10 protein-coding genes are annotated in these 11,217 nt (G+C 59.2%); 5 read left to right on the top strand and 5 right to left on the bottom strand.

Annotated features, from left to right (window positions below; all coding sequences use genetic code 11):
- Positions 1-16: 16 nt before the first annotated feature.
- Positions 17-1,228: an MFS transporter gene (locus ACMGGH_RS20125; RefSeq protein WP_041909217.1), complete on the top strand. Its 1,212-nt coding sequence runs from the start codon at positions 17-19 to the stop codon at positions 1,226-1,228.
- Here ACMGGH_RS20125 and mtfA read toward each other — a convergent pair.
- Entirely contained in the window at positions 1,225-2,022 is a 798-nt protein-coding gene (gene mtfA / locus ACMGGH_RS20120; protein WP_045260370.1) for a DgsA anti-repressor MtfA, read from the bottom strand. The two genes, ACMGGH_RS20125 and mtfA, sit on opposite strands and share 4 nt — an antisense overlap.
- 189 nt (positions 2,023-2,211) lie before the next feature.
- Between mtfA and ACMGGH_RS20115 the strand changes: the two genes are divergently transcribed.
- From ACMGGH_RS20115 to ACMGGH_RS20105, 3 genes are all read left to right on the top strand, one after another.
- Positions 2,212-2,358 carry a DUF2256 domain-containing protein gene (locus ACMGGH_RS20115; RefSeq protein WP_072001212.1) on the top strand — a complete coding sequence of 49 codons (147 nt, stop codon included), beginning with the start codon at positions 2,212-2,214 and terminating at the stop codon, positions 2,356-2,358.
- Positions 2,355-3,884 (top strand): cryptochrome/photolyase family protein, encoded by a 1,530-nt coding sequence (locus tag ACMGGH_RS20110; RefSeq protein ID WP_232948475.1) that lies wholly within the window; start codon positions 2,355-2,357, stop codon positions 3,882-3,884. Before ACMGGH_RS20115 ends, ACMGGH_RS20110 begins: the two co-directional genes overlap by 4 nt.
- A 90-nt stretch (positions 3,885-3,974) precedes the next feature.
- A complete protein-coding gene (locus ACMGGH_RS20105; protein WP_192979423.1) occupies positions 3,975-4,874 on the top strand; it encodes a LysR family transcriptional regulator in 900 nt (299 codons plus the stop codon).
- Here the strand turns inward: ACMGGH_RS20105 and ACMGGH_RS20100 are convergent.
- The 3 genes from ACMGGH_RS20100 to ACMGGH_RS20090 all read right to left on the bottom strand — a co-directional run bounded on the left by ACMGGH_RS20100 (position 4,849) and on the right by ACMGGH_RS20090 (position 8,526).
- Complete coding sequence (locus ACMGGH_RS20100; protein ID WP_028013726.1) at positions 4,849-5,637, bottom strand: substrate-binding domain-containing protein; 789 nt, start codon at positions 5,635-5,637, stop codon at positions 4,849-4,851. The genes ACMGGH_RS20105 and ACMGGH_RS20100 overlap by 26 nt on opposite strands.
- Positions 5,634-6,947 carry an MFS transporter gene (locus ACMGGH_RS20095; RefSeq protein ID WP_047367859.1) on the bottom strand — a complete coding sequence of 438 codons (1,314 nt, stop codon included), beginning with the start codon at positions 6,945-6,947 and terminating at the stop codon, positions 5,634-5,636. Before ACMGGH_RS20095 ends, ACMGGH_RS20100 begins: the two co-directional genes overlap by 4 nt.
- A 280-nt stretch (positions 6,948-7,227) precedes the next feature.
- Positions 7,228-8,526, bottom strand: a complete 1,299-nt coding sequence (locus tag ACMGGH_RS20090) for a serine hydrolase domain-containing protein (RefSeq protein ID WP_192987313.1) — start codon at positions 8,524-8,526, stop codon at positions 7,228-7,230.
- Between the two features lie 106 nt (positions 8,527-8,632).
- Here ACMGGH_RS20090 and ACMGGH_RS20085 point away from each other — a divergent pair, with 106 nt between their 5' ends.
- On the top strand, positions 8,633-9,526 hold the full coding sequence (locus ACMGGH_RS20085; RefSeq protein WP_028013723.1) for a LysR family transcriptional regulator: 894 nt from the start codon (positions 8,633-8,635) through the stop codon (positions 9,524-9,526).
- Here ACMGGH_RS20085 and fumA read toward each other — a convergent pair.
- Entirely contained in the window at positions 9,515-11,164 is a 1,650-nt protein-coding gene (gene fumA, locus ACMGGH_RS20080; RefSeq protein ID WP_045260364.1) for a class I fumarate hydratase FumA, read from the bottom strand. The two genes, ACMGGH_RS20085 and fumA, sit on opposite strands and share 12 nt — an antisense overlap.
- Positions 11,165-11,217 lie beyond the last annotated feature (53 nt).

Below are 11,217 nucleotides of genomic sequence, written 5' to 3'. Positions count from 1 at the left end.
CTATGTTCACATTCTCATGCGCGCTGATTCTGAAACGTTGACCGAAAACATCACCTCCAAAGCCAACTGGCCCCTGGCGCTCTGCGCGGGCCTGCTGGGCATCGGGCAAAACGGTTTGCTGGTCATGCTTCCGCAGCTGGTGACCCTGACCGGACTTTCACTCTCGGTCTGGGCCGGGCTGCTGATGTTCGGCTCCATGCTTTTTTTACCCGCGTCCCCCTGGTGGGGACGCCAGAGCGAGCGCCGCGGCTGTAAGGTCGTTATGGTGGCCTCCCTCAGCGGCTATCTCGCCAGCTTTGGCGTCATGGCGTTGGTGGTGTGGGCGATGGCGGCAGGGAGGCTGGAAAGCACCTGGGGGCTGGCGGGGCTGATCCTCTCGCGTCTGCTGTATGGCCTGACGGTGTCGGGCATGGTGCCTGCCGCGCAGACGTGGGCCATTCAGCGTGCGGGCCTGGATAAACGCATGGCGGCGCTGGCAACCATCAGTTCCGGCCTAAGCTGCGGCCGCCTGCTGGGGCCTCCGCTGGCGGCGCTGATGCTCAGCGTTAACCCGGTCGCGCCGCTCTGGCTGATGGCGATCGCGCCGTTAATCGCTCTGCTGCTGGTGCTGCGGGAGGTGGCGGATCCGCCGCTGCCGCCGGTGGCACACCAGGCGACCCGTCTGCAGATGTCCATGCTGCCGTTCCTGCTGCTGGCGATGCTGCTGGCGGCGCTGGTGAGCCTGATGCAGCTCGGCCTGTCACCGCACCTCAGCCCCTTGCTGGACGGCAACGCCCGGGATATCAGCCATCATGTTGCGCTCCTGCTGAGCCTGGCCGCGCTGGCTACGCTCGCGGCGCAGTTCCTGGTGGTTCGTCCGCAGCATTTCAGCCCGCTGACCCTGCTTTGCATGGCGGCGGTGCTGATGGTGGCTGGGCTGGCGCTAATGTGTATCGCCGAACTGGCGCTGTTCTATGTGGGGATTGCTATCACTTCGCTCGGCGCGGCAATGGCAACGCCGGGCTATCAGCTGCTGCTGAACGATCGCCTGACCACGGGGAAGGGGGCGGGCGCTATTGCGACCAGCCATACGCTGGGCTATGGCGTCAGCGCGCTGCTGGTGCCCGTTGTGACGCGCTTTTTCGGCGAACAGTATTTAACGACGGCGGCCTTTGGCGTAGCGGCGCTGTTTTTAGCGCTGAGCATCGGGGTACGGTTAACCGAGCGTACCCCTGTCGAAAAAAATTAATGGACGTGGTGGGATGAAGGGCCGCCAGCGCCCTCATTTTGCCGCAGGCGCTGGAGCGGATCCTGCTGATAAAACTGGCTGAAACGCTGCCACAGCGCCGGGAAACGGGGCGCGAAGAGTTCGGGGGCGCTGAAGAAGTACTCCGAGAGCACCGCAAAGCACTCGGCGGGGTCAGTTGCCGCATAGGCATCAATGCTGGCCGCGCTTTCGCCCACCAGATCGATCTCATCCTGGATGTTATCCATTGCCGCATGCAGGTCGTGCTCCCATCCTGCGACTTCACGTAGCGGAATAAAAGGCACGCCGCTGGCGCGATCGCCGTTGCGGGTATCAAGCTTATGCGCCACCTCGTGAATAATCAGATTAAAGCCCGAGGCGTCGAACGAGTCCTGAATGTCGAGCCAGTTCAGGATAATTGGCCCCTGCTGCCAGCTTTGCCCGGACTGCACCACCCGCTGGTTGTGTACCAGCCCGATATCATCCTCCCACTCGTCATCGACGACGAACGGTGCAGGATAAATCAGCACTTCATGAAAACCGTCCAGCCACTCAATGCCGAGCTCCAGCACCGGCAGGCAGAAAAGCAGGGCGATGCGGGCGTTTTTCAGCGGATCAAGCTCGAACCCCTGCAGCGGCACCAGGCGTTTTTGCTGCAAAAAACGATCCGCCATCTGAACCAGCTTCGATTGTTCATCCGGCTTAAGATTCGCCAGAACAGGGATCGCCAGCGCGTCATCCCACGGCAGCGCCATATCCCGGCCAGCCTCATTCGTTTTCCAGGGCCACTTAATCATCGCTTTGCTCGCAAACTCGTCACTTGAACACAAAGGGGAACGTTATCATTGCAACACTTACAGCCCGAATAAACTATCATTTCGTACGTAGCGGTGGGTAGCGCTTTGCAGGCATCACCTTCATTTTGTGACGTCTGTCGTAGCCTTTATCCGCAGGTGGGGTGAATAAATCAGTACGGTATTGAAAAGATGAGCGATTTCAAAGGCAACAAGCAGGACCTGCCCAGTCGGCTGTGTGTGCACTGCCAGCGGCCCATGACGTGGCGCAAAAAATGGGCGAAATGCTGGGATGAGGTCAAATACTGTTCCGAGCGTTGCCGCAGGAGCCACCGTTGACCGAGCTGCGCCTGATCCTGGGCGATCAGCTTAATCCGCATCACAGCTGGTTTGATACCTGCAGTCCGAACGTCATTTACGTGATGCTGGAGCTGCGGGCGGAAACCGCATACGTGCTGCATCATGCCCAGAAAGTTATCGCTATCTTCGCCGCCATGCGGGCGTTTGCCTCAGCGTTGAAAGAGAAGGGGCATCGGGTAAGGTATGTCCGGCTCTCTGACGGTTCAAACCGCGGCGCGCTGGAAGACAATCTCAACGCGCTTGTTACGCATTACAGCGCCGACAGGGTATTGTGGCAGGAGCCCGACGAATGGCGTCTTGATAAGCAGCTGCAGGCGTGGGCGAAAACAGCGTCCGTCGAAACAGCCTGCGTCAGCAGCGAGCATTTTTTCACCCCCCGGGACGCGGTAAGCACGTTTTTTGCGTCGCGTAAAAGCTGGCGAATGGAATACTTTTATCGGGAAATGCGCCGTCGGCACGGGATTCTCTTGACCTCTGAAGGCGAGCCGGAAGGGGGGAAATGGAATTATGATGCTGAAAACCGCAGGCGCTGGTCGGGCGAGCCGCCCGCACCGGGTGACTCGCGCCCCCGCCAGGATCGTTCAGCCTTGTGGGCAGAGATCCAACGCTGCGGCGTAAAAATCTTCGGCGAACCGCAGGCCGACAATTTTCGCTGGCCGCTCAACCGTTCGGAAGCCAAAGCCAGTCTGGATGCGTTTATTTCTCACGTGCTCCCGCAGTTTGGAAACTGGCAGGATGCGATGCACGCGGAGGAACCTTTTCTTTTTCATTCGTTAATTTCTTTTGCGCTGAATACCAAAATGCTTAATCCCCGGGAAGTGGTGGCCGCCGCCCAGCAGGCATGGCGTTCTGGCCACGCGCCGCTGCCTGCCGTTGAAGGGTTTATCCGACAAATTCTCGGCTGGCGGGAGTACGTGCGCGGGATCTACTGGTCGCAAATGCCGGGCTATCGCGAGCTGAATGCCCTGGAGCAGCACGCCCCGCTGCCGGACTGGTTCTGGACGGGCAAAACGCAGATGCGCTGCCTGGCGCATGCCGTTGGGCAATCGCTTACCGAGGCTTACGCCCACCATATCCAGCGCCTGATGGTGATCGGGAACTTTAGTCTGCTCAGCGGCCTGTCGCCGCAGGCGGTTCATGAGTGGTATCTGGGGGTCTATATTGATGCGTTTGAATGGGTGGAGCTGCCCAATACTCTCGGCATGAGCCAGTTTGGCGATGGCGGGTTACTGGCCAGTAAGCCCTATGTCTCAAGCGCATCCTACATTCATAAGATGAGTAATTACTGTCAGGGATGTCGGTACCAGCACAACCAGCGCACCGGAGAGCTGGCGTGCCCGTTCAATGCCCTCTACTGGGATTTCTTTGCGCGCAACCGGGCGCGCCTCGGTAACAATCCCCGCCTGGGCATTGTCTATAAACAGCTTGCGGATATGAAGGAAGAGGAACGGCAGGCGATTGCTGACCAGGCCGGGCGCATTCGCCTCAATCTCAACAACCTCTGACCTATTTCAACACCGCGCCGGTTGCGGAAGGTCAATAAGACGCTATTATTTTTGACTTTGTTGCTTTCCCTGACAGGACATCCAGACGCTATGCCCGTGAATTTCGACCTTAACGATCTCTATGCCTTCAGGGCGTTAGTGGAATACGGTAACTTCCGTGTCGCCGCTGAATCAATCTGCATATCCCAGTCGGCGCTAAGCCGCAGGATCGAAAAGCTGGAAGCCGCGCTGGGAACCAGGCTGTTTGACCGAACCACCCGCCGCGTCGCCCTGACGTTATACGGGCAAAACTTTGCTGAACGCTCAGCACAGCTGCTCGACAACGTAGAATCAATGCTGGCGGATGTCGATAAGGCCAGTGAAGAGCGGACGGGGCTGATTACGGTCGCCGCGGTACCTTCCGCCGCCTGTTACTTTATGCCTGATGTGATCCGTCGCTTTCAGTCCCGCTTTCCGCGCGTTCGCATTAAGCTCATCGACAGCAGCGCGGGGAATGTGATTGACGCCGTGGCCCGAAGCCAGGCGGATTTTGGCATCTGCTTTGCGGGAAACTTGCCGTCTGAAATTGAATTTTTCCCGCTGGTGGAGGATGTCTACGTTGTGGCGTGCAGAAAGGACCACCCGCTGGCGAAGAAGAGCCACCTGACCTGGCAGGCGTTTTACCAGCAGGACTATATCTCCCTCGATAAAACGTCGGGGAACCGCAACCTGCTGGATCGGATGCTGGGGGATATCATTCCCGAGCGCCCCAGCGTCTGCGAAACGCGCCACGTCACCACGATGCTCGGTATGGTAGAGGCGGGGATCGGCATTGCCGCCGTTCCCGCCATGTCAATGCCGACCTCAGAGCACACGCCGCTGACGCATCTGCCGCTGGTGGCGCCGGAAGTGAAACGCACCGTTGGGCTTATCCGGCGCCGGGGGCGCATCCAGTCTTATATCGCGGCTGAACTGGAAAAAGAGATCACCGAGCGGTATCGCCGGACGTAACGGGGATCATCCCCGTCTTCTCGATGACGGCGCGTGAGGGCGGTGAGGCGAGATAGGTCAGCAGCGCTTTCCCCTCGTCAGGATGTTCAGCGTGACGGGTGACCGCACCCGCGAAGCGCGTGATGTACTGCAGATTATCCGGGATTTTACCGATAAAAGTGACGCCCTGAACCGGCAGCAGCTCGCTCACCTGCTGGAAGCCCACGGCGTATTTCCCTTTTGCCACTTCCGAAGCAACCGGAATGCGTTCGACCATCGTTGCTTTAGCCGCCGCCTCCTTTTCAATCCCCAGCTTTTTGAACAACGTCTGACTGACATACCTGCCGCTGGCGCTGTCTGAGTAGGCGATGGAGCTGGCCTGAAGCAGCGCGTTACGTAGCGTCGCCTCGCTACTGATATCAGGGACATCCGCCCCTTTTTTCACCACCATTCCGACGGGAGAGTCCGCAAGTTCCGTTCGCGAACCCGGCTGGGTCTGGCTGGTTTTTTCGAGCTTCGCCAGCGCATCGCCCACCATAATCACCACGTCGGCTTTCTCGCCGCGCGCGAGCCGGTTTGGGATCGCCTGCGGCGTAGCGCCCATTGATGGACCGGGAATAATCACGATGGTATCGCCGGTCTGGCGTTCATATTCCGGTGCCAGCTTTTCAAGGGCGGCTTTGAAACCGCCTGAAATCATCACTTTCACCTCCTGAGCGCAGGCATTGGCGCTCAGGAACGTCAGCATCAGCGCGGTGGCGGCATAACGAGAAGTGCGAGTCATGCGGCCCCCTGCGACTTAACGGTGTTTTGCACCGATACCGCGCGACGACGGTAGAGGTAGAGGGTTGCCAGCAGGGCACACACCGCGGCGAAGCTCATCCAGTAGCCCGGCGAGGCTTTGTCACCAGTGTATTCAATCAGCGCGGTGGACATCACCGGGGTAAAGCCGCCGAAGATCGCCGTTGCGAGGCTGTAAGCCAGAGAGAACCCTGCCACGCGGACTTCAGCGGGCATAATTTCCGTCAGCGCCGGGATCATCGCCCCGTTATACAGCCCGTACAGGAAGGAGAGCCACAGCAGGACGCTCAGCATCATGGAGAAGCTTGGCGCGTCAGCCAGCAGCGTCAGGGCCGGGTAGCTGGTGGCCAGCGCCAGCAGGGTCATGGCAATCAGCACCGGTTTACGCCCGAAGCGGTCCGACAGCGCGCCGCCCACCGGCAGCCAGATGAAGTTAGAGATCGCCACCAGCAGCGTGACCAGCAGGCTGTCCGAGGCGCTCAGCATCAGCACTTTTTTGCCGAAGGTTGGCGCGTAGACGGTGATCAGGTAGAACGCGGTGGTGGTCATCGCCACCATCAGCATGCCCGCGACCACCACCTGCCAGTTGCCAAGCAGCGTTTTAAAGACCTGACGCATCTCCAGATGATGGCGGCGCGCGCTGAACTCTTCCGTCTCCTCCAGCTTGCGGCGCAGGAAAAAGATAAACGGCACGATTAAACAGCCGAACAGGAACGGGATGCGCCAGCCCCATTCACGAATGGCGCTCTCTTCCATCAGCGCGTTCAGGGCAAAGCCCATCGCCGCGGCGACCATAATGGCAACCTGCTGACTGCCGGACTGCCAGCTGGTATAGAACCCTTTGCGGCCCGGCGTGGCGATTTCAGCGAGATAGACCGAGACGCCTCCAAGCTCCGCACCGGCGGAAAAGCCCTGCAGCAGACGGCCCGTCAGTACCAGCAACGGTGCCCAAAGCCCGATGCTTTGATAGGACGGGATCAGCACGATCAGGAAGGTGCCTGCCGCCATGATGGAAAGCGTCACGATCAGCCCTTTGCGGCGACCCACCTTGTCAATATAAGCCCCCAGCACAATGGCCCCGACTGGACGCATCAAGAAGCCCGCGCCGAAGACGGCAAAGGTCATCATCAGCGACGCAAATTCACTGCTCGCCGGGAAGAACGTGTGGGCGATGTAGGTGGCGTAGAAGCCGAAAAGAAAGAAATCGAATTGCTCAAGAAAGTTGCCGGACGTCACGCGAAGTATCGCGCCCGCCTTAGAGCGTACGGTTGCAGGTGAGGTTGAGGAAAACATGGTTATCTCCAGTTTATTGTTGACGTTTTACGCGTCTGTTTCTGAAAACTGGATCAGGATGAGGAATTAGATAAGCGCAAATGCCGCATCGACTGATGCATTTCTTGCATGAATATAATCCGGCGAATAAATACAATTAATGGCAACAATAACTTAACAAAATATTGGCTTTTTATTCACCAACATTCTGTAAGTCTCTGATATTGCGATTTTGTGATGTAGCGCAGAGGCGCGTTTTAGAATGAGCCGGGTAACCGCGTCGTTACCCGGCGGAGGCCATTTAGCGCAGCGCCCTGGCAATCGCGCTAAACATCAGAGAGGCTTCCAGCGGCTGGGCGCTGAAGGACGGTTCCGCCTGCGGCCAGGTAGACCACTGGACGATGACCAGATTTTCCTTCGGGTTCACCATAATCATCTGCCCGAAAATGCCCAGCGCCCAGAGTGAACCTTTCAGCGAATCCTGGGCCGTCGGCTCTACGCCCGTGGCGTTGGCGGGCACTTCGTTGTTCCACCACTGATAGCCGTACAGCCCCTCGGGATGGGCGTCTGAGACCGAGCCTTTGGCCTTCGTCCAGTCTGACGACTGCCGGATCCAGTTTTCCGGCAGGATGGTCTTACCGTTCGGCAGCGTACCGTTGCTCAGGATAAATTGCCCGAAGCGCCCCCAGTCCTCCAGTGTGGCGTTAAAGCCGTGCGCGCCAACGTCATGCTGGCCTTTGCTGTAGGCATGCCACACGCCGTCGCTCGCCATGCCGTAAGGCTGCCAGATGCTTTTCTCCAGATAGGCCGCCAGCGTCATGCCGGTGGCCCGCTCCAGCACGTCACCCAGCAGCCAGGCGCCGCCCGAAGAGTAAGACCAGCTCTCTCCGGCCGGGTGCGCCCTGCGTAACCCCTTCACCAGCTTGCGCACGCAGTCATAGGTACCCGGCTTCGCCTCGCACTCGGTGAGCTGCGCGAAGTCGGATTTAGGGTTGGTGTAATCCTCGTTCCACGCCACGCCGGAGGTATGGGTGATAAGCTGCTTAAGCGTCACGCCGTCCCACGCGGTGCCTTTCAGGTCGGGTTCATACCGCGTGACCAGGTCGTCGAGCGAGTGAATTTTTCCCTCTTTGAGGGCCACGCCCACCAGCGCCGATACCACCGATTTCCCAACCGAGCGCGAGGTCCAGAGCGTGGAGTCGGTATTGCCCTCTCCAAGGTACTTCCAGGCGATTTTGCCGTCCTTCAGCACCAGCATGCCGCTTACGTTCTGGCGTTTAAGGTACTCCTGAAGGCCGTAGCGCCTGCCGTTGACCTGATACCATGCGTCAGTGAGCGGCTTATCCGACATTTCCAGCGCCACGGCGCTACCGTGGCGGAAAACATCCCCGGCGTAGTTGCGGTAGTCATTGCGAAAGCCCACCACGCGGTCGGCCTGACTCCAGGTGAGCATCTTATGGGTGTCCGGCAGCGCGGCGTCAAAGGGGGCAGGGCAGGCGCTAAGGTCGGTGCCTTTGCAGGCGGCCACTGCCGCAGGGGAGAGCAGGGCGCTGAAGATAAGGCCCGCCAGCAGGGCATGGTTTACTTTTCTGTTTTTCATATCCGTCTCTTTCAGGTTAAGAACGGCTTCAGTTTAAAAACTCCGGGGCTATAATAAAAAACGCGTAGTGGGGGAAAATCCCCCTATAAAACAGAGAGAGCGTAGCGTGGCGGGACTGATTTACTCTTTTGCACAGCTCGAGGCATTTACCGCCGTGGCCGAGAACGGGGGCCTGAGTAAAGCCGCGGTGGCGCTGAAGAAGGACCGCACGACGCTTCGCGATCTGGTTGATTTTCTTGAGGATGGCTTGGGCTACGCACTGTTTATTCGCGACGGCCGCACCCTGCGGCTCACGCCCGAAGGGGAACAGCTTCAGCGCCAGGCGCACCTGCTGATGCGGCAGGTAAAAGCCTTTGAGGCGTTTGCCAGAGAGGTGCCGCACGGTGCCACGCAGGACCTGACGCTGGCCTACGATCCTTTTACGCCCAGAGCCTTTCTGCACGGGGTGATTGCTGAAATGGCCGCGCGAAACATCCGGCTGAGCCTTATCTGCACCTCTAGGGATGAATCGGAACGGCTGCTGGCGAACAACGACGCGGATCTGGCCATCTGCCAGGCGCGCAACCGCAGCGTGGGCAATGATATGGAGTGGCGCGCCCTCGGCGCCATTGATATGGATTTTTATGCCGCCCGCGGGCTGTTTGCGGACAGTGCTTCCCCACTGTCGCTGCTCGATCTCTCCCTGGTGCCCCAGGTCGTCATGCACCCCGCCTCGGACGAGCCGGTGGCGCGCCGCCTGCAGATCTCCGGGCATACTCTCTTTACCAACGAACCGGAGATGCTGCGCGGTCTGCTGGAGCGCGGCTGCGGCTGGGGATTCTTACCGACGCATTTTCATGCCGGTCAGTGGCAAAACGTAAAAAGGCTGCACACCGAAGTGGGCAGCCAGGGGATTGGTCAGACGATGGTCACCATCTGGAAGCCGGGGAGCGACAAGCGCAGCACGATCGCTGAAACGCTGTCGCTCCTGCCGGACGTATGGAAGCACTCAGCGCTGTGAACAGCCTTTGCACTGCTTGTTCTGGATCTGCTGGAAGAAGTCGTTGCCTTTATCATCCACCAGAATAAACGCCGGGAAGTTCTCCACCTCAATTTTCCAGATCGCTTCCATACCCAGCTCAGGATAGGCCACACACTCCAGGCTCTTGATGCTGTTTTGCGCCAGCACCGCCGCCGGGCCGCCAATGCTGCCCAGGTAGAAACCGCCGTGCTTATGGCAGGCGTCCGTCACCTGCTGGCTGCGGTTGCCTTTGGCCAGCATGATCATGCTCGCACCGTGGGACTGCAGTAAGTCCACATACGAATCCATGCGCCCTGCGGTGGTTGGGCCGAGGGAGCCAGACGCGTAGCCTTCCGGCGTTTTGGCCGGGCCCGCGTAGTAAATCGGATGATCTTTGACGTACTGCGGCAGCGCTTCGCCGTTATCCAGCAGCTCTTTAAGCTTCGCGTGGGCAATGTCGCGCGCCACGATAATGGTGCCGTTCAGCGACAGGCGGGTAGAGACCGGGTGCGCGGAAAGCTGCGCCAGGATCTCGTTCATCGGCTTGTTCAGGTTGATGCTCACCACATCGCCTTCGCCCTGCTGACGCAGGGATTCAGGAATATACTGACCCGGGTTGTGCTCAAGCTTCTCAATCCAGATCCCGTCGCGGTTGATCTTCGCCTTGATGTTGCGGTCAGCGGAGCAGGAGACCCCCATGCCGATTGGGCAGGAGGCACCGTGGCGTGGCAGGCGGATCACGCGGATATCGTGGGCGAAGTATTTCCCGCCGAACTGCGCGCCGAGGCCGAGGTTCTGTGCTTCCTGGAGCAGTTCCTGTTCGAGCTGAACGTCGCGGAACGCCTGGCCGTGCTCGTTGCCTTCGGTTGGCAGCGCGTCGTAGTAGCGGGTGGAGGCGAGCTTCACGGTTTTCAGCGTGGCTTCCGCTGAGGTGCCGCCGATAACAAACGCGATATGGTACGGCGGGCAGGCTGCGGTCCCCAGGGTACGCATCTTCTCAACCAGGTAGTTTTTCAGCTTCGCCGGGGTAATCAGCGCTTTGGTTTCCTGGTAGAGATAGGTTTTGTTGGCAGAGCCGCCGCCCTTCGCCATGCACAGGAATTTATACTCGTCACCGTCGACGCTGTAGAGGTCAATCTGTGCGGGCAGGTTAGTGCCGGTATTCACCTCTTTATACATATCCAGCGCCGCATTCTGCGAGTAGCGCAGGTTATCTTCAATATAGGTGTTATACACGCCCTGGCTCAGGGCCGCTTCGTCACCGCCGCCGGTCCAGACGCGCTGGCCTTTCTTACCCATAATGATTGCCGTGCCGGTATCCTGGCAGGTTGGCAGCACGCCCTTGGCGGCGATTTCAGAGTTGCGCAGGAACTGCAGGGCCACGTACTTATCGTTTTGACTCGCTTCCGGGTCGTTAAGAATGGCGGCGACCTGCTTCTGGTGGGAAGGACGCAGCATAAATGCGGCGTCGTGGAAGGCCTGCTGCGCCAGCAGGGTCAGGGCCTCGGGGTCCACCTTCAGCACTTCCTGGCCGTCGAATTCGGCAACGGAGACGTGCTCGTTGGTCAGCAGGTAGTATTCGGTGTCGTCATGCGAAAGAGGGAAGGGGTTCTGATAAAAAAACGGTTTATTCGACATAGTATTGCTCCACAAAAATAAAACCGCCGGAGGAGAAGTCCGGCGGTCAGGAA

It is taken from the genome of Enterobacter sp. BNK-16, assembly GCF_048684955.1.
GTDB classification, from domain to species: Bacteria; Pseudomonadota; Gammaproteobacteria; order Enterobacterales; family Enterobacteriaceae; genus Enterobacter; species Enterobacter bugandensis.
This window is presented reverse-complemented; position numbering and strand designations above follow the sequence as displayed.

Excerpts from the sequence above, each read along its gene's own strand:
- ACMGGH_RS20125 (WP_041909217.1), top strand. The coding sequence starts at position 17 with ATGCGCGCTGATTCTGAAACGTTGACCGAAAACATCACCTCCAAAGCC.
- mtfA (WP_045260370.1), bottom strand. The coding sequence starts at position 2,022 with ATGATTAAGTGGCCCTGGAAAACGAATGAGGCTGGCCGGGATATGGCG.
- ACMGGH_RS20115 (WP_072001212.1), top strand. The coding sequence starts at position 2,212 with ATGAGCGATTTCAAAGGCAACAAGCAGGACCTGCCCAGTCGGCTGTGT.
- ACMGGH_RS20105 (WP_192979423.1), top strand. The coding sequence starts at position 3,975 with ATGCCCGTGAATTTCGACCTTAACGATCTCTATGCCTTCAGGGCGTTA.
- ACMGGH_RS20100 (WP_028013726.1), bottom strand. The coding sequence starts at position 5,637 with ATGACTCGCACTTCTCGTTATGCCGCCACCGCGCTGATGCTGACGTTC.
- ACMGGH_RS20095 (WP_047367859.1), bottom strand. The coding sequence starts at position 6,947 with ATGTTTTCCTCAACCTCACCTGCAACCGTACGCTCTAAGGCGGGCGCG.
- ACMGGH_RS20090 (WP_192987313.1), bottom strand. The coding sequence starts at position 8,526 with ATGAAAAACAGAAAAGTAAACCATGCCCTGCTGGCGGGCCTTATCTTC.
- fumA (WP_045260364.1), bottom strand. The coding sequence starts at position 11,164 with ATGTCGAATAAACCGTTTTTTTATCAGAACCCCTTCCCTCTTTCGCAT.